At 67.4% G+C, this 23189-nt stretch carries 22 protein-coding genes; 7 read left to right on the plus strand and 15 right to left on the minus strand.

Annotated features, from left to right (window positions below; translation table 11 throughout):
• Positions 1–23: 23 nt before the first annotated feature.
• From ACLIMP_RS07440 to ACLIMP_RS07450, 3 genes are all read right to left on the minus strand, one after another.
• Entirely contained in the window at positions 24–581 is a 558-nt protein-coding gene (locus tag ACLIMP_RS07440; RefSeq protein WP_324698558.1) for a hypothetical protein, read from the minus strand.
• A 168-nt stretch (positions 582–749) separates the two neighbouring features.
• A complete protein-coding gene (locus tag ACLIMP_RS07445) occupies positions 750–1025 on the minus strand; it encodes a helix-turn-helix domain-containing protein (RefSeq protein WP_054440236.1) in 276 nt (91 codons plus the stop codon).
• Positions 1026–1079: 54 nt separating this feature from the next.
• Positions 1080–1988 (minus strand): DMT family transporter, encoded by a 909-nt coding sequence (locus ACLIMP_RS07450; RefSeq protein ID WP_324698560.1) that lies wholly within the window; start codon positions 1986–1988, stop codon positions 1080–1082.
• A gap of 103 nt (positions 1989–2091) precedes the next feature.
• Here ACLIMP_RS07450 and ACLIMP_RS07455 point away from each other — a divergent pair, with 103 nt between their 5' ends.
• Positions 2092–2550, plus strand: coding sequence for an Lrp/AsnC family transcriptional regulator (locus tag ACLIMP_RS07455; RefSeq protein ID WP_054440238.1), 459 nt, complete (start codon positions 2092–2094; stop codon positions 2548–2550).
• Between the two features lie 20 nt (positions 2551–2570).
• On the opposite strand, the gene ACLIMP_RS07460 is transcribed toward ACLIMP_RS07455, so the two are convergent.
• Entirely contained in the window at positions 2571–2978 is a 408-nt protein-coding gene (locus ACLIMP_RS07460; protein ID WP_324698562.1) for a low affinity iron permease family protein, read from the minus strand.
• A gap of 182 nt (positions 2979–3160) precedes the next feature.
• Between ACLIMP_RS07460 and ACLIMP_RS07465 the strand changes: the two genes are divergently transcribed.
• Positions 3161–4975, plus strand: a complete 1815-nt coding sequence (locus tag ACLIMP_RS07465) for a diguanylate cyclase (protein WP_324698564.1) — start codon at positions 3161–3163, stop codon at positions 4973–4975.
• A gap of 27 nt (positions 4976–5002) precedes the next feature.
• On the opposite strand, the gene ACLIMP_RS07470 is transcribed toward ACLIMP_RS07465, so the two are convergent.
• Positions 5003–6130 carry an acyltransferase family protein gene (locus ACLIMP_RS07470; RefSeq protein WP_324698566.1) on the minus strand — a complete coding sequence of 376 codons (1128 nt, stop codon included), beginning with the start codon at positions 6128–6130 and terminating at the stop codon, positions 5003–5005.
• A 7-nt stretch (positions 6131–6137) separates the two neighbouring features.
• The gene (locus ACLIMP_RS07475) at positions 6138–7178 is read right to left on the minus strand and encodes a sulfotransferase (protein ID WP_324698568.1); all 1041 of its coding nucleotides are present in this window, start codon (positions 7176–7178) and stop codon (positions 6138–6140) included.
• A 346-nt stretch (positions 7179–7524) separates the two neighbouring features.
• Between ACLIMP_RS07475 and ACLIMP_RS07480 the strand changes: the two genes are divergently transcribed.
• Together ACLIMP_RS07480 and ACLIMP_RS07485 are read left to right on the plus strand one after the other, a co-directional pair.
• On the plus strand, positions 7525–8538 hold the full coding sequence (locus ACLIMP_RS07480) for an SDR family NAD(P)-dependent oxidoreductase (protein ID WP_279388376.1): 1014 nt from the start codon (positions 7525–7527) through the stop codon (positions 8536–8538).
• Positions 8535–8957, plus strand: coding sequence for a GtrA family protein (locus tag ACLIMP_RS07485; protein ID WP_324698571.1), 423 nt, complete (start codon positions 8535–8537; stop codon positions 8955–8957). The genes ACLIMP_RS07480 and ACLIMP_RS07485 overlap by 4 nt, the downstream gene beginning before the upstream one ends.
• On the opposite strand, the gene ACLIMP_RS07490 is transcribed toward ACLIMP_RS07485, so the two are convergent.
• The 7 genes from ACLIMP_RS07490 to ACLIMP_RS07520 all read right to left on the minus strand — a co-directional run bounded on the left by ACLIMP_RS07490 (position 8911) and on the right by ACLIMP_RS07520 (position 17102).
• Positions 8911–9891 (minus strand): glycosyltransferase family 2 protein, encoded by a 981-nt coding sequence (locus ACLIMP_RS07490; protein ID WP_324698573.1) that lies wholly within the window; start codon positions 9889–9891, stop codon positions 8911–8913. The two genes, ACLIMP_RS07485 and ACLIMP_RS07490, sit on opposite strands and share 47 nt — an antisense overlap.
• Positions 9892–9894: 3 nt before the next feature.
• Positions 9895–10881 (minus strand): NAD-dependent epimerase/dehydratase family protein, encoded by a 987-nt coding sequence (locus tag ACLIMP_RS07495; RefSeq protein WP_165913221.1) that lies wholly within the window; start codon positions 10879–10881, stop codon positions 9895–9897.
• 23 nt (positions 10882–10904) lie between these two features.
• Entirely contained in the window at positions 10905–12164 is a 1260-nt protein-coding gene (locus ACLIMP_RS07500) for a class I SAM-dependent methyltransferase (RefSeq protein WP_324698576.1), read from the minus strand.
• Positions 12157–13377 (minus strand): DegT/DnrJ/EryC1/StrS family aminotransferase, encoded by a 1221-nt coding sequence (locus tag ACLIMP_RS07505; protein ID WP_443478143.1) that lies wholly within the window; start codon positions 13375–13377, stop codon positions 12157–12159. The genes ACLIMP_RS07500 and ACLIMP_RS07505 overlap by 8 nt, the downstream gene beginning before the upstream one ends.
• Entirely contained in the window at positions 13368–14516 is a 1149-nt protein-coding gene (gene rfbG / locus ACLIMP_RS07510) for a CDP-glucose 4,6-dehydratase (RefSeq protein ID WP_324698580.1), read from the minus strand. Before rfbG ends, ACLIMP_RS07505 begins: the two co-directional genes overlap by 10 nt.
• Positions 14509–15345, minus strand: a complete 837-nt coding sequence (gene rfbF / locus ACLIMP_RS07515; RefSeq protein WP_054440260.1) for a glucose-1-phosphate cytidylyltransferase — start codon at positions 15343–15345, stop codon at positions 14509–14511. The genes rfbG and rfbF overlap by 8 nt, the downstream gene beginning before the upstream one ends.
• Positions 15346–15476: 131 nt before the next feature.
• Complete coding sequence (locus ACLIMP_RS07520) at positions 15477–17102, minus strand: glycosyltransferase family 39 protein (RefSeq protein ID WP_443478144.1); 1626 nt, start codon at positions 17100–17102, stop codon at positions 15477–15479.
• A gap of 256 nt (positions 17103–17358) precedes the next feature.
• Here ACLIMP_RS07520 and ACLIMP_RS07525 point away from each other — a divergent pair, with 256 nt between their 5' ends.
• From ACLIMP_RS07525 to ACLIMP_RS07535, 3 genes are read left to right on the plus strand one after another with little or no spacing between them, the layout of a single operon-like run.
• The gene (locus tag ACLIMP_RS07525; RefSeq protein ID WP_443478145.1) at positions 17359–18591 is read left to right on the plus strand and encodes a glycosyltransferase family 4 protein; all 1233 of its coding nucleotides are present in this window, start codon (positions 17359–17361) and stop codon (positions 18589–18591) included.
• Positions 18588–19562: an ATP-grasp domain-containing protein gene (locus tag ACLIMP_RS07530; protein ID WP_185997838.1), complete on the plus strand. Its 975-nt coding sequence runs from the start codon at positions 18588–18590 to the stop codon at positions 19560–19562. Before ACLIMP_RS07525 ends, ACLIMP_RS07530 begins: the two co-directional genes overlap by 4 nt.
• Entirely contained in the window at positions 19555–20235 is a 681-nt protein-coding gene (locus tag ACLIMP_RS07535; protein WP_324698588.1) for an HAD family hydrolase, read from the plus strand. The genes ACLIMP_RS07530 and ACLIMP_RS07535 overlap by 8 nt, the downstream gene beginning before the upstream one ends.
• Here the strand turns inward: ACLIMP_RS07535 and ACLIMP_RS07540 are convergent.
• Together ACLIMP_RS07540 and ACLIMP_RS07545 are read right to left on the minus strand one after the other, a co-directional pair.
• Positions 20221–20799: a sugar transferase gene (locus ACLIMP_RS07540; protein ID WP_324698590.1), complete on the minus strand. Its 579-nt coding sequence runs from the start codon at positions 20797–20799 to the stop codon at positions 20221–20223. The genes ACLIMP_RS07535 and ACLIMP_RS07540 overlap by 15 nt on opposite strands.
• A 14-nt stretch (positions 20800–20813) precedes the next feature.
• Positions 20814–23183, minus strand: coding sequence for a GumC family protein (locus tag ACLIMP_RS07545; RefSeq protein ID WP_185997835.1), 2370 nt, complete (start codon positions 23181–23183; stop codon positions 20814–20816).
• Positions 23184–23189 lie beyond the last annotated feature (6 nt).

Raw genomic sequence — 23189 nt, forward strand, 5'->3', positions numbered from 1 at the left:
CGCGGCGGCGGCCGGTGCCGTGTTCAGGGCTTCAGAAGGCGCAGGGCCATGTGCCGGAGGATGCGGTCCGGTCCGGGCTTTTCGCCGACCACGAAGTACCAGCATTGGCCGTGCGGTTCCGAGCCGGGGTCAGGCGGGACGATCGCCAGTCCCACCACCGGGGAAGGGGGCAGGATGACGCTGAGCCCATCCGGGGCCATCCGAAATCCGCTGAAGGCCATGAAAGCGCGGATCTCATCGGCAAAGCGGCAGGATTCGGGGTCTCCCGCCATGCCCGCCACCGCCCAGGGCCCGGTCTTGTCGAGCTCGGCCAGCATCCGCAGCTTGAGCAGGCGGGCGACCGGCGCGTCGAGGCGGCGTTCGGGCGTGGCGCTGCGCAACAGGCGGGCGACCGGGCCGGTGCGCCGGGGGCTCCGGCCCGCACCTCGCCCGGATCCCCAGACGAACAGCCATAGAACCGATGCGGTGCCAAAGAGGATGGCGCCCGCGACCGTCAGGGCGCGATCATGGCCGGCGATCCCCGCCGCCGCCATCACCGGACCGATGGCCAGCGAGCCGAGGATCGAGGCGATTCGGCGCATCAGGCGCGCGTGTGAGCGGTAAGGGTCCGGGACATAAAGGGAATTTACCGAGGAGCGGGGTGCCGCTCAATTCGGACTGGAGCCGGATCGACGGAAATCCCGCTTCCGCTGCCTATTCGTCGTTCCATTGCCTCCCGCGTCGGCAACTCCGACCGGAAGGCGGGCTCGTCAGGACTTGCTGAGCGCCTCGATCTGTTCGTCGGTCAGGTTTTCGCTGAAGGCCGGGGACAGCTTGCGTTCGAGGCGGCGGCACATGTCGGAATGGGCGATCAGGGCCCGGGCGGTTTCGCGCAGCGTCGCGTAATCGAGCGGGGTGTCGCCCGAGATCCGGTCGCGCACGTCGCGTTCGGCGATGCCGAGGTGACGGGCCAGCGCGCGCTGGCCGCCTACTGCGTCGACGGCCTGGGAGAAAATGGCGAGCTGGATATCGGGGGCTTGCGGCATGATGCAGTGACGAATGCGCGCAATCGCACCCACACGCAAGCCGTGGGGCCGGGATCAGCCCTCTCTACCGACAGCTTTCGTATCATCATCGCCATCGGGGCGCGCGGTCAGCGTGGTGCCGATGGTGGCGCCAACGATGGCGGCGATCCCGATCCACTTGGCAAAAGGCAGCATCTCGCCCAGCAGCAGCGCGCCCGCCAGCGCGCCCACGGCCGGTTCGCCGCTGGTCAGCACGCCGAAGCTCTTGGTCGGCAGGCGGCGCAGCGCGAACATTTCCAGCGAATAGGGGATCGCGCTGGAAAAGATCGCAACCACCAGCGCGACGGCAAGGACATGCGGCTGGAGCAAGGTCGCGCCTGCCTGCGCCACGCCGAACGGCAGGGCGACCAGGGCGGCGATGGTCATGCCGTAGGCCGGTGCGGCCGCGCCCAGCGCCTCGCCCGCGCGCTTGCCCATCAGGATGTAGGCACCCCAGAACACGCCAGCGCCGAGCGCCAGCAGCACGCCGACCGGATCGACCGCATCGCGCGAGAAATCGAGGGGCAGGAGCAGGCAGAGACCCGCTGCCGCCAGCGCGATCCACGCCAGATCGACCCGTCGGCGCGAGGCGAAAGTGGCCACTGCGAGCGGGCCGGTGAACTCGGTGGCAAGCGCGATGCCGAGGGGAATGCGCTGGATCGCGAAATAGAACAGCATGTTCATGCAGCCCAGCGCCACGCCGTAAGGCAGGGCCGCGCGCAGGATCGTCCGGTCGAACGGCAGGCGCCAGACGCGGAACACGCAGCACAGAATCACGGCGGCGAGCGAAAGGCGCAGCGCCGTCGTTCCGGCGGGGCCGATCAGCGGGAACAGCGTCTTGGCCACCGAGGCGCCCCAGCAGATCGAGACCATCGCCGCCGCCACCGCGGCAAGCGGTGCAAAGTCGCTGGAAGAAGATCTGGCGGCGAGACGGCGGACGACCATGGAAATCCCTTGATGGCGAGGTGGCGGGATTTTTATCGTCGAGGCGCGATAAATGCGGTCTATGATGCGGGTTCGGCGATAATCTTTATCGGAGTTCCCGCAAATGCCCGATGCGTTCGATCTGCGCATCCTCACCGAGCTTCAGCGCGATGCGCGAATCTCCATGCCCGAACTGTCGGAGGCGGTCGGGCTTTCGGCTCCGGCCTGCTACCGGCGGGTGCGGGCGCTGCGGGAGCAGGGGGCGATCGAGCGGGAGATGGCGCTGGTATCGCCGCGGACGATGGGATGGCTGGTCAAGATGATCGTGCTGGTCTCGCTCGATACCGACAAGGTGCGCGTGGTGGACGACCTGGTGGCCCGGCTGCGGCAGGCGCGCGAGGTGATCGATGTCTGGTACGTCACCGGGGACCATGACCTCGTGCTCCAGGTGGTCGCGCAGGACATGGAGCATTACGACGGTTTCGCCCGGCGCGTGCTGCACGGGGAGGAGCATGTGAAGGCGTTCAAGACGCTGGTGGTGATGCAGCACCCTAAGCGTTCGGCGCCGCTTCCGCCGGCCTGAGCCCGCTTGCTCACGCCGCCTCAATAACGGCTGAGCAACCTTTCGACGCTGGCATGGGCCTTGTGCCCGTCCTTGCACTCACCGGTCTGCTCTTCCAGCATCCTTCGCAGGCTTTCGATTTCCTCCACGCTGAGGTGTTCGATGCCGATGAAATCGTCCCGCGCTGTTTCGACCGCGCGCAGGAGTTCGTCGAGCTTGGCCTGGAAGGCGGCGGCATCGCGGTTCTGGCTGTTCTGGATGAGGAAGACCATGAGGAAGGTGACGATGGTGGTGCCGGTATTGATGACCAGCTGCCAGGTGTCGGACCATTTGAAGACCGGGCCGGAAAAGGCCCAGACAACCACGATCAGCAGCGCGATGATGAAAGTCTGCGCCTTGCCCGCGGCTCCGGCGACGGCGTTGGCGAAAACGGTGAAAGTCTTGCGCATGGAGGGCTCCTGCGGTGTTCTTCATCGAAACGCCCGGACGGGAGCCGATGTTCCGCCTCCGGACCGGAGCTATCCTCGGGGAACTCTCACGGAAATCTTGCTTTACGGACTGGCAAGTTCGTCCGCTTAGGATCATCACGGAGCAGAACCGGCGGAGCAGCTGGGTGGGGCGGGATCATGGCATGCGCATAGCGACGATAACCAACTGGGCTTATGGGGCGACGGTATGCCTCACCATCGCCGCCGGTATCGCAATGGTCCTGGCGTCCAACGCCGACCGGGTGGAGCGCGAGGCAGTGATCCAGCGCGACCGGTTCGACGCGCTCGCCTTCGAGGTGGAAAGCGACGAGGCCCAGCTGACCGACCAGGCAAGGCTCTATGCGGTAACCGGTAACCCCAGCCACGAGATCGTCTACAATCACGCCCTCGCGGCGCTCGGCCCGGTCGAGCAGCGTGTCGCCCGGCTCAAGGACAATGGCGCGAAGGAGGAGGAACTGCGCTCTCTGGCTGAAGGGCTGCGCTGGGCCGAAACCCTGCAGGACGAACAGAAGGCCGCCATCGCCGCCATGAAGACGGGCGACGATGCCACCGCCCGGCGGATCGTGTTTGGCGCGGAGTACGAACGCGAGCTGGAACGCGTCCACTTCCTGCTCGGCCGCTTCCGCTACATGCTCGACCAGCGATCCGACCGCACGATCGAGGATGCCAGTACGGCCTCGCAGCGGCTGCGCACGGTGTCCGAAGTCATGGTGGGCGTGACCGCGCTGCTGTTTCTCTTCGTGCTGGGCTTCGTGCTCAAGCGCCGTATCCTCAAGCCGGTCACCACCCTGAGCGACGTGGTGAACCGCCTGGCCGATCAGGATTATGCGGTAGAGCCGCCCCAGCTTTCCCAGATCGACGAGATCGGCGACATGGCTCACGCCATCCGCATCTTCCGCGAGAACGGCATAGAGCGCCAGCGGCTGGAACGGGAGCGCGACGCGGACTGGCATGTGCGCGACCTGCTTTCCCGCATGACCCAGCGCCTCCAGGGCTGCGAATCCGTGGCGGACCTGTTCGAGGTGGTGCGCCTTTTCGCACCGAAGATCGCACCGAACCTTGCCGGGCGGCTCTACACCCTCGATGACCGGCTGGGCATGATGGCCTGCGCGTCCGAGTGGCAATCGCCCCACGGCAGCGACGCCGCCTTCACCCCGGACGATTGCTGGGCGCTGCGGCGCGGGCAGGCGCACATGCCGGGCGGGGATATCGTGGACGTGCCGTGCAAGCACGTCACGCCCGATGCGGCCTCGGCAACGGTATGCGTGCCGCTGACCGCGCAGGGCGAGACGATCGGGCTGCTGGTGCTGGAGAACCTGGCCGAGACGCACGGGCCGGGAGAGAACATCCAAGCCTATATCGAGCTGATGTCGGAGACGGTGGGGCTGGCGCTCGCCAATCTCAAGCTGCGGGATGCCTTGCACGAGAAGGCGCTGTTCGACGCCCTCACCGGGCTGCGCAACCGCCACGAGCTGGCGGACACCTTGCGCCGCCACGTTGCCCAGGCCGATGCCGCCCGGACGCAGCTCAGCTGCCTGATGGTGGATATCGACCATTTCAAGCTGCTCAACGACCGTTACGGCCACGATGCCGGAGACCTGACGATCCGTTCGGTGGCGGGCGTGCTGGACAATGCCGTGCGCGAGGAAGGCGTGGCCTTCCGCTACGGCGGCGAGGAGTTCCTGCTACTGCTCCCCGGTTTCGACGAGGAGCGCGCGCTGGAGCGGGCACGGCTGATCCAGGAGCGTATAGCGGGGATGACGCTCGTCCATGACGGCGCATCGCTCGGCCGGGTGACTGTCTCGATGGGGCTGGCCACTTATCCTGCGCATGTGCCCGCCCATGCGCTGATCGCCAAGGCGGATGCGGCTCTGCTGCGGGCGAAGGAGGAAGGCCGGGATCGCGTGGTTGCCGCGGTCGATCGCCGCGATCCGGGGCAGGCCGTTCCGGCGAACTGACTGGCCACCTTCTCCGGTCCGCCGCGCTCAGCGGTGGAACACCCTTTCGTGGAAGAACCAGCGGTAGGGATAGCGCTCCAGCGCGCGGTAGACGAAATGGGTGAAGAGCAGCGTCACCGGGATCGCCGCGGCCAAGAACAACACCAGCGACAGCGGCCAGTTCGGCCCGAACCACCCCATGTGGACGAAGAGCTGCCGGGTGGCGAAATAGGTATAGGGATGGGCGAGGTAGAGGCTGTAGCTCACCGTGCCGAGGTAGAAGATCGAGGGACGATCCAGCAGGCGCGAGGTCAGGCTGCCGGGCGCGATCGCCATGTAGAAGTAGGCGGCGGTGAACAGGAATGTGCCGTAGGCGAGCGGATTGTCAACGTCCCTGAGGCCGAAGTCGTAGTGCTGCACCGATCCGAACACCAGGCATCCGGCGAAGGCGATGATCTCGAACAGCGGGCGCCAGGCGCGGGGCAGGTGGATATGCCGGTCGTCCAGCAGGCGCACGCCGATCCCGGCCAGGAAGAACGCCATGGCCGGGAAACGGCTCACCAGCCATGCCGAACACAGGACCAGCAGCACCGTCATGACCCGGTCCCGCCGCCGGATCGCGGCATGCACGGTAAGGCAGGCCATGGCATAGAACAGCACTTCGTAGCTCAGGCTCCAGGCGTTCGGGGTGAGCTGCTCGGTATGGGTCAGCAGGTTCACCATGAACAGGGCGGGAATGATCGTGCCGATCCTGTTCAGGTCGGGAAAGGCGTTGCTGGCGGCGTTGACCGCGATGAACAGGAGCGAGAAGGCGAGGAACAGCGGATAGAGCCGGAAGAACCGCCGCAGCGCGAACTCGCGCGGGGTGTAGCGCATCACGCTGGGCAGGATCACGTAGCCGCTGATCACGAAGAACAGCCACACGCCCCAGCGTCCGAAATTCCAGGGCGCGGTCGTCGCGGCCAGATAGCCGGGATCGGCGGAATAGACGTTCTCGCCGACCCCGCCGAGCACATGGGCAAGGAACACCATGAACGCGGCCACGCCGCGCAGGCCGTGGACGGTGGGATTGAAGTTCGCCCCGGCCTTCTTGCCGGGCGCCGTGCCGGTGGTGCGGTCCGGTTCCCCGGCGGCCGTGCGGTTCAGCGGCGGGGCAATGGCGGAAGCGTCGGTCATGGCCGTGTCATGCCGGCCGGGAGGCGCGCGCCGGGATCGCTGCGCGCGCTCTCGCCCTGCCGCCTAGGGCGATCGGGGGCAGGTCCTGCTGGGGCTGTGCAGGTGCGGGCAGGCAATAGCCGAAGCGGCGCAGGTCGTAGCCGGTCATGCGCTGCAGCTGCTGGTTGCTCTCGGCATAGCGTTCGCCCACGGCCAGTTCGATCTGGCGCATCAGCCGCCGCCGCAGCGGCCCCTCGAGCATGCGGGTGAACGCGAAGAGGGGGCGCAGCTTGCGGTAGTTGCGATCGAACGGCGGGAACAGCAGCGGGGCATTCGGGGCAAGCTGGTTGCGGTTGAACAGGGCGTTGAGCGGCCGGCGCAGGATCTGCATCAGCATCGGCATCCCCTCGTTCGCGGGCTCCCCGAAGATGTCGAGGGGAACGAGCGAGGGGTTCTGTTCACAGAACTGGGAAATCTCCCGCGCCACCCGACCGGGATCGGTCCGCAGCGCCTCGTACGGCAGGACCAGCACGCTTTCCGGCCCGAACAGGCGGCGATAGTACTCGATGCACTGGATGTAGGCGAACGTGCGGAAATCGAATTCGGGCTTGCGGTACAGGGTCCATTGCAGGGGCGTGGCCAGCCGGTTGAAAGACAGCGAGCCGCCGTCGCTGATGTACTGGAGATAGTACGAGAAGATCATCGAGCGCTGTTCGCGGATGAAAACCAGGATGCGCGCGTCGGGCAGGCATTCCTTCAGGCGATCGGCGATCAGCGGTGCATCGAAGCCGGCCGAGCCGGGATAGCCGGACAGGCGTTCGTGAGAGACCACCAGCGTATTGCCGCGCCGCTGCGCCTCGCGGGCGCGGCGGCGGTAGCTTTCGATCCGGTCGGGCGAGGGGCCGTCGAACGCACCCTGCTTCACGAAGTCGAGCTGGACGTGGTGGCGATCGTTCTCCAGCCGCTCGAAACCGAGGTCCGGACGGGCGAACAGCGCGTTCTGGAGCAGCGTGGAGGCCGTCTTGTGGAATCCGATATGGACAAGTGGTCTTGTACCCGATTCCTGCACGTCGCGCTCCCTGCTTGCTCCGCGGAAATGCCGGAAAAACGGACTGACGGCGGAGTGACCCTTTTATCTGGTCCCGGGGCGATCCTGCCGGACAACACCCTGAACACTAACGAAAGAACATGGCGCGCGGGGATGGGTCAATTGCCATGAATCGCCTGCGGCTCCCCCGAAAGTCTAGGTTATGACGTAGGTCTGCTTGGCGCAGCGGGCCGTTAAGCCGGACGGACCTTGCGGCACCCCCGAATGACCGCGCGGTTCATGCTTACGGGTGATTGCCGAGCACCCTGCGGATGCCCACCCTCGCGGCGGACAAGGCCACATCCGGCCCGCGCACGAGGATCAGCCCTTGAACTCCATCGCTTCTGCCCAAAGTCCGATCCTGGTAACCGGGGCCGCCGGCTTCATCGGCCACGCCACCGCGCATCGCCTGCTCGAACGCGGGGAACAGGTGATCGGGCTGGATGTGATGAACGATTATTACGACCCGGCGCTCAAGGAAGCCCGGCTGGCCTCGTTCGAGGGGATGGCCGGCTTCGAATTCCACCGGATCGACGTGGCCGACGCGGCGGCGGTGGCTGCGCTCGTGCGGGGGCGGGGGGTGCGCCGGGTGGTCCATCTCGCCGCGCAGGCCGGGGTGCGCTACAGCATCGAGAACCCCTTCGCCTACCAGCACTCCAACCTGGCCGGCCATCTCTCGGTGCTGGAGGCCTGCCGCCATGCTCCCGGCTTCGAGCATCTCGTCTATGCTTCCTCCAGCTCGGTCTACGGCGACCGTCCGCTGGCAGGGGCAGGCTTTTCCGAGGATGATCCGGCCGTGGCGCCCGTCTCGCTCTACGCCGCCACAAAGCGTTCGTGCGAACTGATGAGCGAGGCCTATGCCAGCCTTTACGCCCTGCCGCAGACCGGGCTGCGCTTCTTCACCGTCTACGGGCCGTGGGGAAGGCCTGACATGGCCTACTTCGGCTTCACCCGGAAGATCCTGGCCGGGGAGCCGATCGAGGTCTACGGCGAAGGCCGCATGGCGCGCGACTTCACCTATATCGACGATATCGTCGACGGCATTCTTGGCGCGCTCGACAATGATGCCGCGGGGCACCGCGTGCTCAACATCGGCGACAGCCGCCCGGTCGGGCTGATGGACATGATCGAGGCGCTCGAAACCGCGCTCGGCCGGAAGGCGGAGAAAGTGATGCGGCCGATGCAGCCTGGAGACGTGACCGCGACCTTCGCCGACGTGAGCAAGCTCCACGCGATCTGCGGCTATCATCCCCGCGTCATGCTGGAAGAGGGGTTGCAGCGCTTCGCCGACTGGTACCGGGAATTCCATGCGGTGGAGCCCGCCGGGACCGAGGCCCGATGATCCGTTCCGCCTGGGGCCGGGAAGCGGCCACGGCCGCGCGGTTCGTGCTGGTCGGCGCGGCGAACACCGCCATCGGCTATGGCCTGATCCTGGGCTGGCTTCATGCGGGGCTGGGAGACTATGCCGCCAATCTTGCCGGTTTCGCGATGGGGTTGCCGATCTCCTACGCCTTGCACCGCCACCTGACCTTCCGCGCCCGCCACCGCGCCACCGCTGCCGAGGGGCTGCGCTACGCCGCGGCCTTTCTGGTGTCCTATGCCGCCAATCTCGCAGTGGTGGCGATGGGCCGCGCCGCGGGCTTCGAACGCAGCGCGCTGGTGCAGGGACTGGCGATCTGCGTCTACGCGGGCGTGCTCTTCGTGCTGACCCGCCTCACGGTCTTTCGCGCGCGACCAGAGAGATCACTTCGGGAAAGTTGAGCCGTTCCTCCACGATCGGCTTGGTGCCGGGCTTGGCCTGCAGGAACAGCCGCCCGACATATTCGCCCAGGATGCCCATGAAGATCGCATTGATCGAGATCGACATGAGCAGCAGGATCGTGGTCGTGGCGAAACCCGCCGGCCAGGTCTGCCCCAGCAGCACCCGCCCGACCAGATAGGTGAACGTCAGCAGCAGGCTGAGCACGCCGATGACGATGCCCGAGATCGAGGCGATCCGCAGCGGCATCAGCGAATGGTTGAGCACGCCGTCCACCGCCAGCGAGATCATCGACTTGAGCGGGAACTTGCTTTCGCCGGCCACCCGGTCGCCCCGGTCGTATTCGAGACCAACCTGCGAGAAGCCCATCGCGCTGATGAGCCCGCGCAAGTAGGGCGAGGCATCGTCCACCTTCTGGAGTTCCACGAGGATACGGCGGTCGACGAGACGGAATTCCCCGGCGTTCACGGGCAGGTCGTCGTCGCTGATCCAGGAGATGAAGTGGTAGAAGGCCCGCCGCAGCGTGGCCACCATGAAGCCGTCCGCCAGCGTGCGCCGGATGCCGTAGACCACCTGATGCCCGACCCGCCAGAGCTTCAGCATCTCGGGGATCAGTTCGGGCGGGTCCTGCAGGTCGCAGTCGAGCTGGATCGAACAGGCGCCTGCCGCGGCCTTGTAGGCGCAGAGCAGGGAGCGCTGGTAGCCGTAATTGCGCGAGAAGCGGATGACCTTGAGCGCGGAATCGCGGCGGGCCAGTTCTTCCAGCAGTTCGAAAGTGCGGTCGCTCGAATGGTTGTCGGTGACGATTATCTCGTACTGGTATTCGGGCAGCTTCTCGAACGTGCGCACGATCGCCTCGTAGCATCGCACGACGTTGAGTTCCTCGTTGAAGGCGGGAACAAGAATGGAAACCAGTGTCTTCGCTTCGCTGCTCACCCGTCACCCCGCCTTCATCTGGATATGTTGCTGCTGGAGTTGCCGGTGGGCGGCGACCGTGCGGCGCAGCCCTTCCTCGAAGCCGATGAGCGGTTCCCACCGCAGCCGGCTTCGCGCCCGTGCCGGATCGGAGCGCAGTTCCGTCGGTTGTCCGCCGCTTCCCGGCTCGGTGCTCTGTGCGGGGCGGAGCGTCACGATACCGGGAGCGCAGCCGGCCAGTGCGGCGATCCGCTGCGCGACCTGGGCCATGGTGGGCGCGATGCCGGTGCAGATGTTGACGGTGCCGAAATCCCGGGGCGCCATCCGCGCAATGTGCAGCAGGGCATCGACGGCATCGTCGACGTGCAGCAGGTCGCGCCGGTCGAGCGGGCGCTGTACGGTGATCGGCCGGTTCGCCATGCAGGCCTCGACAAGCGCCGGGATCAGGAAGCTGGTGGCCTGGCCGGGGCCGTAGCAGAGGGCGAGGCGCGCGGTCACCACCGGGAACGGCATGAGCGGGGCGAGCATCGCGATGCTGTCGGTAGTGGCCAGCATCCCCGCGCCGTAGGGCGTGGTGGGGAAAGCGCGGCGGGTCTCGGAATAGGGCAGCTCCGCCCGGCCATATTCGGCGATGGTGCCCGCCCGCACCACCACGTCCGGCGGCTCGGCTAGCTCCGCCAGCGGTTCCAGCAGGTTGAGCGCGGGCTGGAGGTAGGTTCCGGCCGCAGCCCGCGCTGCGGCGAAGGAGGGCTGGGCGGGCAGGCGCGTTTCGGCTGCCAGGTGAAACACCCGGCGCGGGCGGATCCCGGCGAGGCAGCGCCTGATCTCGGCGCGGTCGGCAAGGTCGATGCGGTGCACGACCAGCCGGTCCACGAACGGCGCGAGCCGCGCCAGCGAGGTCGAGGGGCGGACGATCACATGGACCGGGTCGCCCGCGGCGACGAGCCGCTGGGCCAGGTGTGCGCCGATGAAGCCCCCGGCGCCGGTCAGCAGCGAGACGGCATTGCGCACACTCAGGCCCTCCGGTGTTGGAGTCAGCAGACGATCCGGGGAATCGGCAGCGGAACGAGGAATTTGCCGCCGCGCGCCCGGAAGGCCGCCTGCTGCTCGAAGATTTCGTCGAAGAAGTTCCAGGCGAGCACGAAGAGCACGTCGGGCTGCTCCTCCTCGATGGCCTGGACCGGCCGGATCGGAATGCGGGTGTTCGGCGAATAGAGGCCGTGCTTCAGCGTGTTGCGGTCCACCAGGAAATCGAGATAGCGCCTGTCGATCCCGAAATGGGTGATGAGCGTGTTGCCCCGCGCCGAGGCGCCGTAACCCGCGATCTTCAGGCCTTGTGCCTTCATTTCGTCGAGCATGGTGCGGATGTCCACGCCCATGGCCGCGACGTCGAGCGCCAGCCGGTCGTAAGTGGCCTGCTCCAGCATGCCGCCGGACAGTTCGTCCTCCAGCATTTCCGCCACTGCGGGCGAGGGCGCGATGCCGGCGGCCTTGCGGTTGAGGAACACGCGTATCGAACCGCCGTGAATGTCGGGCAGCGAAAGCGCGTCGGTCACTTCGAGGTCGAAGAACGCCGCCAGCTTCGCGATCGACAACAGGCTGAATTCCGAGACGTGCTCGTGGTAGATATTGTCGAATTCGGTGTGGTCGATGTACTCCTTGGCGCGGGGAACCTCGATCACGAAAGTCCCGTCCGGCGCCAGCAGGATGCAGATCGCCTCCATGAAGGTGTGGAGGTCGCCGATGTGGTTGAAGGTGTTGGTGGTGACGATGACTTTTGCCTCGCCGCGCTGGCCCCGCACCAGTTCCGCCGAGGCGGGGTAGAAGTAATCGATATGGGTTTCCACGCCGCGCTCGGCGGCCATGGCGGCGATGTTCTCGGCCGGGTCGAAGCCCAGCGTCGTGCAGCCCAGCAGGTTGCAGGCGGCGAGCAGCAGGCCGTCATTGCTGCCGATGTCGACGATCAGCCCGCCGCGCGCCTTGTCGGACAGCACCCGCGCGAAATCGGAGAAGTGGCAGTGCATCCGCGCCGCGCCCGAGGGGACGTAGAGGTAATGGCGGAAGAAATCGGCCGGGATCTGGTCGGCGATCTCCACCAGCCCGCATTCAAGGCAGACCTGGGTGTTGAGCGGGAAGGAAGGCTGTTCCCGGTCGAGGTCTTCGGGGCGGATCAGCATCTGGCCGGGGGCATGGTCGCCCAGTGGCAGGAAGAGGTAAGGCGATGGCGCCTTGCAGGCACGGCAGGTCGTGAGGGTCGAGGCGTGGGTACGCTCGGCGGTCATCGATTCAGGCATTTGCGGCCTCGCGGGACGTTGCAGGGGAGAGCGATCGCACGAAGGCCTCGAAGCATTCGTGCATGAAGTCGATATGGGCGTCGGTCAGCCCGTGATGGCAGGCGAGCAGGATGCCGCCCTTCATCACCGCGTCGGCAACCGGGCAGCCTTCCGGCGGCGCCTTGAGCGGCACGCCCTGCATCGCCGGCTGGCGCAGGATGTTGCCGGTGAAGACCGGGCGGGTCTGCACGTCGCGCTCTTCCAGCCAGATCTGCATCTGGGTGCGGGTGAAAGGCGCGTCCTCGCGGATGGTGAGCGGGAAGGCCAGCCAGCCGGTGCGTGATTCCGGCATTTGTTCCGGCAGGACGAACCAGTCCTCGTACTGCTTGAAGAAGGCATACTGGCGAGCGAAATTATGTTCGCGCGCCGAGATGTTGTTATCGAGCTTCTTCAGCTGCACCAGCCCGAAGGCCGCGCCCATTTCCGAAGGCTCGACGTTGAAGCCCAGTTCGTCGAACAGGAACTTGGCGTCGTAGTCGATCCCGTCGAGCGCGACGTTGAAGCGCTTCTCGATGCTTTCGGAATCGACGTAGAGCGAACTGGTGCGCCCCCATGAGCGCAGCAGCAGTGCCCGGCGGGCGAGAGCCTCGTCCGAGACGCAGAGCATGCCGCCGTTGCCTGCAGCATTGATGACGTGGGAGCCGTAGAAGCTGGTGGTGGAAATGTCGGAGCGGGTGCCGGTGCTGGTGCCGCGCAGGGTGGCGCCCAGCGTATCGGCGCTGTCTTCCACCACCATGAGGCCGTGCTTGTCGGCGATCTCGCGGATGCGGTCCCAGTCGGGCAGGTTGCCGATCAGCGAGGGGATCATCATCGCCCTGGTGTTCGGCCCGATCATCGCCTCGATCTTCTCGACGTCGATGTTGTAGGTGCCGACCGCGGAATCCACGAAGGCCGGTACGAGGCGAGAGCGCACGATCGGCGCCACGGTGGTGGCGAAGGTCAGGACCGGGGTGATGACCTCGCTGCCCTCGGGCAGGTTCAGCAGCTCGATGGCGAGGTAGTTCGCCGAGGAGCCGGAGTTGACCATGATCCCGTGGTCTTTGGCGAACAGCGCGGAGACCTGCTCCTGCATGGCGCGCACTTTCGGACCCATCTGGGTCGAGGTCCGCAGGACTTCGAGGACGGCGGCGATCTCTTCCTCGCCGTGGACGGTCTGGCCATAGTTCACGCGCATCTTGCTGCTTCCCCCTCGGTCAATTCGGTGGTGCTCCCGGCATTCCCGTGGGAATACCGGGCGATCTGCGCCTCGCTGAAGGCGCGCATCCGGGTGTTTCCGCGCGCGAAGGCGCGGTACCATTCGGCCGTCATGGTCACCGCTTCCTCGGTCGAAAGGCGCGGGCGCCAGCCGAGCCGGGCCTGTGCCTTGCTGCTGTCGAGCGTCAGCATTCCCGCCTCGTGCGGATCGTCGGTACGGCGACCGAAGGCGATCTGCGCCACGCCGGGCCCCCAGGCCCGCTGGAAGTGGCGTGCGATTTCCTCGACGTCGATGAAGCCCTGGGCGCTGGGGCCGAAGTTCCAGGCTTCGGCAAAGCGCGGCGCACCCTCTCCAAGAAGCCGCGCACCCAGCATCAGGTATCCCGCCAGCGGCTCCAGCACGTGTTGCCACGGGCGCACGCTGGCCGGGTTGCGGATCGTCACAGCCGTGCCCGCGATCGTGGCGCGCACAACGTCGGGCAGCAGACGGTCGAGCGAATTGTCGCCCCCGCCGATCACGTTGCCGGCGCGCACGGTGGCGATCTGGCAACCGGCGGCGTCCGAGAAGTAGGAGCGCCGGAACGCGGCGGCGACCAGTTCGGTGCAGCCTTTCGAGGCGCTGTAGGGATCGGCCCCACCCAGTTCGTCGGTCTCGCGGTAGGGCCATTCCCACTCGCGGTTCTCGTAGCACTTGTCGCTGGTGACGACGACGACGCCGCGCACGCTCTTCATCCGGCGCACCGCATCGAGCACGACGGCGGTGCCGGTGACGTTGGTGGCGAACGTCTCCACCGGATCGTCGTAGGAAGGCCGCACCAGGGCCTGGGCGGCGAGATGGAACACGAGGTCCGGCTCAAGCCCCTCGCAGGCCCGGGCATAGGCCCCGGCATCGCGGATGTCGGCGATGCGGTGGTCGACCAGCCCCCCGAGGTCGACCGTATGGAATAAGTCAGGGCCTTGCGGGGGGCGGTGCAAGGCGATCCCGGTTACTTCTGCACCCAGTTTCCTGAGCCAGAGGCACAACCAGCCACCCTTGAAACCGGTGTGGCCGGTTACCAGAATCCGCTTGCCCCGGTAAACCGAAGCAAACGCCTGATCCAGTGAGCCTTGCTCAGGCATGTTGCAGCTTGGTGGGCATGTCGGTGCTGAGCACCGGCTGTCCGTTCTCGAAGTCCATCCACGGCGGCAGCGTCTGCGTGCCCAGCTTGTCCAGCGTGTCGCGGTCGCGGATCGTGTCCATGGGGTGCCAGAAGCCCTTGTGCTTGTAGGCCATGAGCTGGCCGTCATGGGCGAGGCGGGTGAGCGGGGCCTGCTCCAGCGGCTCCTCGTCTCCGGTGAGGTAATCGAGCACACCCGGTTCGAAGACGAAGAAGCCGCCGTTGATCCAGGTTTCGTACTTGATGACCTTCTCGGTGAATTCGATCACCTCGCCGCCCGCGCCCGCGCACTGGCCGAGTTCGAGATTGCCGAAGCGGGCCGGCGGCTGGACCGCGGTGACCGTGGCGAGCTTGCCGTGCGAGCGGTGGAATTCCAGCAGGGCGGAGATGTCCACGTTGCCGACCCCGTCCGAGTAGGTGACCATAAAGGTCTCGTCGTCGAGCCAGGAACGCAGGCGCTTCAGGCGGCCGCCGGTCATCGTCGCGAGGCCGGTGTCGACCACCGAAACCCGCCAGTCGACCTTGGTGGTGGGGTGCAGGGCCATTTCGCCATTGCCGATGCCGACCGTAAAGTCGTTCGACATGAGGTGAAGGTCCTGGAAGAAGCTCTTGATCGCCATGGCCTTGTAACCGCAAGCCACGATGAAGTCGTTGTGACCCCAGCGATCGTATATATCCATGACGTGGAGCATGATCGGGCGCCCCGCCACTTCCACCATGGGCTTGGGAACCCGAACCGTTTCTTCGGCAAGGCGGGAGCCGAGGCCCCCGGCAAGCAGGACGACTTTCATGATCGTGTCTCCGGCGTCGGTATTTTCAGGAGAATTTCTCCTGTCGATGGGGCAAGGTTAAGGGCAGAGCCTGCCGTCGGAGAAATGGTCATCCGGGTTAGGCAGCTTTAGCCAATGCGGCTATCAAAGGGTTACCGGCGTGCCTCCAAGGGGCGTTCGGGCCTACGGAAAAGACGCGGATAGCCGCCGTTCCCGGTGCCCTGGGTCAGGATGTAGCCATGGCTGCGGGCATAGTCCTCGAAAGGTTGTTCCAGCGGTTCCTCGCCGCTTATCAGGATCGCCGAGGGCTGGTCCGCGTCGAGAAAGGCGGTGAGCTGCGCAGGCGAGGTCGTGGTCCAGTAGGGCCGGTCGCGCGGGGGGATATATTCGGCCACGCGGTAGACGAACTGGCCTGCCGCGAATTCCGGCGGCACGGTGAGCCCGCCCTCCACTGCGAGCAGCGGCGAGAGCGTCGCCACCCGGTCGCCCGAGGAAGCCGCGGCGCGGCGGACGAGTTCGCGCATCTCGCGGTGGACCGCCACGCCTTCCCATGATGCCGGGCGGGCGAAGGAGACCAGCCCCGGTCCAAGCCGGGAGGCGGCGCAGAGCAGCGCCAGCAGCGCCAGAGACAGCAGCACGGCATCGGCGGCCACGCGGTTCTCACTCAGCATCCGGGCGCGCAGCAGCACCGCCAGCAGCACCAGGAACGGGATCGGCGGCACGAAATACTGCGGGAACGAGGGGCTCGGCACGAAGGCGACGACGAAGCCCATCGCGGCCAGCGCGGCGGTCAGCACCACCGGCCATGACCAGACCGTCAGCAGCCCGTCGCGCCATCCGCGCCGCAGCAGCGGCAGGGCCACGAGGGCGACGATTGCGGCCATGGACAGCAAGGAGGCGTTCGAGGTCCAGATATCCTCGGCGAACAGCACCTTGGCGGCAAGGCCGACGACCTTGGGCTCGGTCGAATGGGCCCAGTAGGCGGCCTGCAGCTCGGTGAAGTAGCGCACGGTGTGGGCGAGCATGGCCTCGGGATCGGTGGCCATCGCGATAAGCACCGGGATCCCGGCGGTCAGCCCGCCCAGCGCCAGCGGGACGGCGCCGCAGACCAGCCGCGCGCGCAGCGGCCGCGCCGCCGGTGCCAGGATCGTCGCCATCGCCAGGAACGGCGCGAGGAACACGTAGTTCGCCTTGAGCCCGATCGCGCAGGAAACCATCATCCCCGCCACGAAGCACAGGGTCCACGAAGGGCGTTCGCGGTCCAGTCCGCACAGCAGGAAATAGAGCGCGAACAGCGCGAAGGGGATCGGCAGGAAGTTGTTGGTGGCCATCATGCCCGGACCGCCGAGCAGCAGCACATTGCCCATGAGCAGGACGGCGGCGGTGAAGAAGGCGGGAAAGCCTGCGCGCTGGCGCCGGGCGATCAGCCATAGCGCCGTGATTGCCGCCGCCCAGGCCAGCAGCACCAGCAGGCGGCCGAGCAGGAGGAGATGGCCGGTTCCGGTCAGCCAGTAGAGACCGCCCAGCAGGTAGGGCAGATAGGGCAGGTGGTTGAACCCGAAGTCGCGGTAGATGTCGCCGCTGCCCCAGAGGCGCGAGACGGTGATGAACAGGTTCTCGTCGCGGCCGATGGGAAAGTCCATCAGGCGGCCGGCGAGTCCCACGAACAGCACGCCGAGCAGCGCATAGCCCGCCACCCTTGCGAGCGAGCGCGGCCGCGTCTCGGGCCGTTCGCCCTGTTGCAATTCGCGTTCCTGCAGAACGTCGCCCATCGTCATCGCGGAAGGCCCCTTTCCCGATTGCCGGCGCTGCCGACGCCGCGCGGAAGTCTGGCGGATCACGGCCCCCCGCGTGAGCGCGATTAGGGCGTAATCACTCAGGATGAAGGCAGCGCGCGAGGCGGGTGGCGAGGGATGGATGCCTTTGCCAATAAAGGGTTAGACCGCATGAACCCTGCCGTGCGGCCGGGCCTTTCGATAGACTGGAGGCGATCGATCACACGCTTCGCGCGGCATCCGGACGGGCTCTTCCTCCTTGGCAATTCTCCCGACATCGACGCATATCGCGATCCTGACCTCCGGTCTGGGGGCAGGCGGTGCGGAGCAGGTGATCGCGCAGCTGGCCCGCCACTGGTGCGAGGCCGGGCATCAGGTGGACGTGATCGCCTTCGACCGTCCCGCCGATCCGATATTCCACCGCCTTCCCGAAGACGCGATGCTGCACCGGCTGGGCGGTTCGAGCGGCTTTGCCGGCATGGCGGGGCGGGTGGCGGCGCTGCGGCGCGTCCTTGCGGCGCGGCAGCCGCAGGTGCTGGTGTCCTTCCTGACCAAGAATAACCTGATCGCTGCGCTGGCGACCACGGGCACCGGCATCCGGCTGGTCTGTTCGGAGCGCAACAACCCCGAGCGGCAGGCCGCCCACCCGCTGTGGAACCTCCTGCTGCGCCTGCTTTACCGCCGCGCCGACGTCATCGTCTGCCAGACCGATGCGGTGCGTCGTTGCTTCCCCGCCTCGGTGCGCGGCAAGCTGGTGACGATTGCGAACCCGGTGCCGCCACCCGACGTGCTGCGCGCCGCCGGCGATACCCGGCGGCTCTGCGCGGTGGGGCGGCTGACGCACCAGAAGGGCTTCGACCTGCTGGTGCGGGCCTTTGCCGAAGTGGCGCCGCGCTGGGCGCGCTGGGGGCTGGATATCTGGGGTGAGGGTCCCGAACACGGCGCCCTTGCCGCGCTGATCGCCGGTGCCGGGCTGGAAGGGCGGGTCGTGCTGCGCGGGTTGACGCCCCGGCCGCGGGCCTGGGTGGCGCAGGCGGATATCTTCGTCCTCTCCTCCCGCTACGAGGGTTTTCCCAATGTGCTGGGCGAGGCGATGGCGGCGGGCTTGCCGGTCGTCGCGGCCGATTGCGATTTCGGGCCTTCCGACATGGTGCAGCACGGCCGCAGCGGGCTGCTGGTTGACAGCGAGGACGTGGAGGGACTGGCGGCGGCGATGTCCGCGCTGATCGCCGATCCGTTCGAACGGATGCGCATGGGCAGGGCCGCGCGCACGGCCATGGCACGGTTTCATCCGGAGCGGATACTCCAGAACTGGGACCAGGTGCTGGGGAACGGGCTTTCCGAAGCGGGGCACCCGGACGACCGGCGGCTGGCGCAGTCCCGCGCGGCGGGGCATGGAGAGGGGGGAGCCGCCAGGCATGCCGGGGAGGCTCCCGTCGGAAAGCCCCTCATGGCAAAGGCCCTCATTGGAAAGGCGGGAACGCGCAGATGAACGTGGTACGCATTCTCTTTACTTCGGCGGGTCGCCGTGTCGAACTGACGCGCTGTTTCCGCCGGGCTGCCGAAAAGCTCGGCATGAGGGCGGAAATCCATGCCTGCGACCTGGAGCCCGAACTCAGCGCCGCCTGCCTGGAGGCCGAAGCCGCCTTCAAGGTGCCGCGCTGCACCGACCCTGACTATGTGGCCCGCCTGCTCGACCACTGCGCGCGCGAGAAGATCGCCTTGCTGGTGCCGACCATCGATACCGAGCTGGACGTGCTCTCCCGCGCGCGGGACAGGTTCGCCGAAGTGGGCACGATGGTCCATGTCGGCGCGCCGGAGATCATCGACGTCGTGCGAGACAAGGAGCGCACCATTACCGTGCTGCGCGACGCGGGAGTGCCGGTTCCGCGCACCGCGCGGATAGAGGCCCTGCGCGCCGATCCCTCGGGCTGGACTTTCCCGCTGTTCGTGAAGCCGGTGGGAGGAAGCGCCAGCCGGGGCATCGGAGTGCTCGAATCCGCCGCCGATATCCGCGAAGACTATCCCGAGCCGATGCTGGTCCAGGAACTGCTGCGCGGGCCGGAATATACCATCAACATGTACCTCGACGCGCGCGGGCGGATCCGCTCGGCGATCCCGCACTTGCGCATCTCGGTGCGGGCGGGCGAAGTCGAGAAGGGGCGCACCGTGCGCGATCCGCGCATGATCGAGATCGCCGCCAACGTGGCCGCGGCGCTGGGCCGGGGGCGGGGGGCGGAGGGCGTCCTGTGCTTCCAGCTCATCGACGACCCCGATCGCGGCCCCCGCGTGTTCGAGATCAACGCCCGCTTCGGCGGCGGCTATCCGCTGGCCGACCAGGCGGGCGGTCGCTTCGCCGAAAGCCTGCTTGCGCGGGTGGCGGGCCTGCCCGAATGTGCAAGCGACCACTGGCGCGAGGGCGTGACCATGGTACGCTACGACAGTGCCGTGTTCCGTGGTTGATATCTCGCGCCGTGTCGTCGTGCTCGATCTTGACGATACGCTCTATCTCGAACGCGATTTCGCGCTGAGCGGCTTCGCGGCGGTGGGCCGTCATGTCGAGGAACGCCACGGCCTGCCGGGCTACGGCGCTGAATGCGTGCGCCTGTTCGAGGAGGGGCATCGCGGCACCGTGTTCGATGCGGCGCTGGGCGCGCTGGGGCTTTCCGCGATCGACGTCGGCCCGCTGGTGGCGCTCTATCGCGGCCATGCGCCCGAGATCGCGCTGGCCGGGGACGCCGCGCGCCTGATCGACCGGCTGGACGGCCACGCGACCGCGATCATAACCGACGGTCCCGGCCAGACGCAGGGCAACAAGGTGGCGGCGCTCGGCCTTTACGCGCGGATCGGCAAGGTGGTGCTCACCGGCATCCTGCCAGAGGGCTGCGCCAAGCCCCATGCCATGGCTTATGCGATGGTCGAGCAATGGTCGGGACGTCCTGCCGCCGAACATGTCTACATCGGGGACAATGCGGCCAAGGACTTCGTCACCCCGCGCGCGCGCGGCTGGCTGACGGTGCAGATCCTGCGCGAGGGGCATATCCATCCCTGCATCGCGCCGACCCCCGAACATGCCGCTCACCATGTGGTGGATTCGCTGGACGATCTCGTGCTGGAACCGTCAGTCCGCGCCTGAAGCTAGGGCGATATCCGGCGAGCGCCGCTCGCCGCCGACCATGACCCAGGCCGTCAGCGCCAGGATGCGCAGGTCCAGCAGCGGCCCGGCATGAGCGACATACCACAGGTCCAGCGCGATCTTCTCGTCGAGCGAGAGCAGGGTATTGCCGTTGACCTGCGACCAGCCGGTCAGCCCGGGGCGAACCTCGCCGCGCATCGCGCCGCGCTGGCCCAGTCCGGCGATGGTCTCGGGGAGCAGGGGGCGCGGGCCGACGAAGGCCATGTCGCCGGCGGCCACGTTCCACAGTCCGGGCAATTCGTCGAGCCGGCTGCGGCGCAGGAAGCGCCCGAAGCGGGTGACGCGCGCCTCGTCGGGCAGCGGCTGGCCGTCCTTTCCGGCGGCCTCGCGCATGGAGCGCAGCTTGAGCAGGGGGAAGGCCTGTCCGTGCAGGCCCGCCCGGCGCTGTCGGAACAGCACCGGGCGACCCATTGACAGGACTACGCCGATCCCGAGCACCACCAGCAGCGGAAGCACGGCCAGCAGGAGCAGCGCGGCGAGCAGACGCAAGGGGAGCTTCTGCACGCCGCGCGCCCCGCTCAGGCTTCCACCGGCCGCCAGGAGTGGCCCCGGAACATGCGACGGATACGGGCGGCCATGGCCTCCCGGGCGGCGACCGGCGAGCTGTAGTAGCTGGCCGAGTCTGCATAATACTGCACCGAGTCCCCGTAGCGGCGGCGGGCATGTTCGGCGTAGTCCACCTGATCGAAGATCACGCCGCCCACGCTGTCGTCCAGCATTTCGAGCGCGGCGCGCATCTGGTCTCCGGTGGTGTGGCCCCAGCGGGCGACCAGCACGGTCTGGTCGGCGAAGTGGCACATCGCCCGCGCATCGCGCACGGCCAGGGCGGCCGGGGCATTGATGATGACCAGTTCGAAACGCTCGCGGAGCTGTTCGAGCAGGGTCTTGAGGCGGCTGGAGGACAGCAGCAGCGCCGGTTCCGCCACCGGTTCCTTGGCGCTCAGCAGCACGATCTGGTGCGGGCTGGCGGCTTCGACGGGGATCGGCACCCCGGCCTCGCCGTCCAGCGTCACGGGCATGTCCGGACCGTCATAGGGGTTGGCCGAGCGCGGGCTCACCAGACTGTCGAGATTGGCGCGACCGCAGACGATGTCGACCAGATCGGGCACCTGCATGTCGCTCTGGAGGCGCTGGAGGGCGCCGCGCTTGCGCAAGTCGAGGTCGAGGATCACCGTGCGATCGCCCATGGCGATGCCCGCGGCGGCCAGCGTCAGCGAGACGGTGGACTTGCCGTCGCCGGGCAGCGGCGAGGTGACGAGCACGACCTGCGAGTTGCTGCGCTGGGCCGGCGGGCGCCGGTCGAGCGCACGCACTTCGGTATAGGCCGAGCGGGCGACTTCGGCGAAGAGCGACTGCGGCTCGCGGATGACCGGGCTTTCCTTCGGATCTTCCGAAAGGTCCTGGTTGAGCAGCGGCAGCATCCCCAGCGTCGGCAGCCCGAACAGGCGGCGGATCTGGGCGGTGGTGCGCAGGCGGTCGTCAAGGAAGTCGCGGGCAAACGCGATCAGGAAGGCGAGCACGGTGGAGCCGAGCAGCGCGGTGATCGCCATCTTGACCGGGGCCGGGGCGATCGGATCGTAATTGGGAACCGCCGGCGAGACGATCGAGGAGGACACGCCTTCGAGCTGCATCTGCGCGCGAACCTGTTCGACGCGGCCGGCGATCGCCTTGTAGGCATCGTCGGCGAGAGTGGCCTCGCGGACCAGCTTTTCGAGCTGCACGGTGTTGGAGGTGTTGCGGTAGGCCATCGAGCTGAGCCCGGCGACGATGCCTTCGAGGCGCGAGGCCTGCGCGGAATCGCCGGCGGCTTCGCTGCGGGCGATCTGCGCCATCTGCGCGCCGCGCGCGGAAGCGTCGGCCTGGGCGGCGGCCTGCACGCGGCCGCGTTCCTCGGCGATGCTGCTGTCGACCGCGGCAAGCTGAGAGCCGAGGCGCTTCACGTCGGGATGGTTTGGCCCGAGGCTGGTGCCGAGCTTGGAGGCTTCGGCCACGAGTTCGCCGCGGCGGCGTTCGAGCTGGTCAAGCGCGCCGGAGGTGGCCAGCGCGGTGCTCTGCATCTGGCTGGCGCGGGCGATGCCGGCGCTGCGGGCGGCGGCGCCGTCACGCGCGGCGGTGGCTGCCGCGCTCTGCACGGCGATGCGATTGATCTGGGCGAGGTCCTCCGCGCCGCCCGCGCCCACCAGCATCTGGTGGGTTTCGCGGAAATCGGCGACGTGCCTGGCGGTTTCCTCGGCGGCGCGGGCGCGGGCCTGCTGTTCGTATTCCAGCGAGGAGAGCAGCTCGGCGCGGCGCTCGTTGCTCTTGCTGGTGCGCAGGGCGCGCACCGAAGGCGGGATCTGGTTGGCGATCTCGGCGGCCAGTTCGGGCGAGCGCGCGGTCACGGCGATCTCGATGAGGTCGGAACCCGTTTCCGAGTTCATCGTCGTCATCGACAGGACCTTGTTGGTCGCGGCCTGGTAAAGGACCTTGGCGTCCGAGGGGACATTGCCGAGTTCGCGCAGGAAGACCGGGTTGTGAACCAGATCGAGATCCCGGATCACCTGTTCGGCGGCGGAGCGCGAACGGTGCAGGCGCACCGCATTGGCGACGCGTTCCGCGTTGCGGGAATTGACGTCCGCCTGGTTGGTGCCGACTTCGTCGATCAGTTCGACCTGCACCGTGGAGGAGGAGCGATAGAGCGTGGGCGAAAGCAACTGCTGCACAAGCACCGCGAGCGTGATCGTGCCGACGATCAGGGCCATCATCGTGCGATAGCGGTAGACGACACGAAGCAGGTCGCGCGGACCGACCTGCTGTTCGGGTGGTTGGGAACCTTCCTGCGACAGCGCCGGTCCTCGATAATGTACCGGCGCGCCGCCCATTTGGCTTGGCGCGATTGCAGTCGACATGTGCCC

Origin of the sequence: Novosphingobium aeonii, assembly GCF_052279045.1 — a bacterium.
Lineage (GTDB): Bacteria > Pseudomonadota > Alphaproteobacteria > Sphingomonadales > Sphingomonadaceae > Novosphingobium.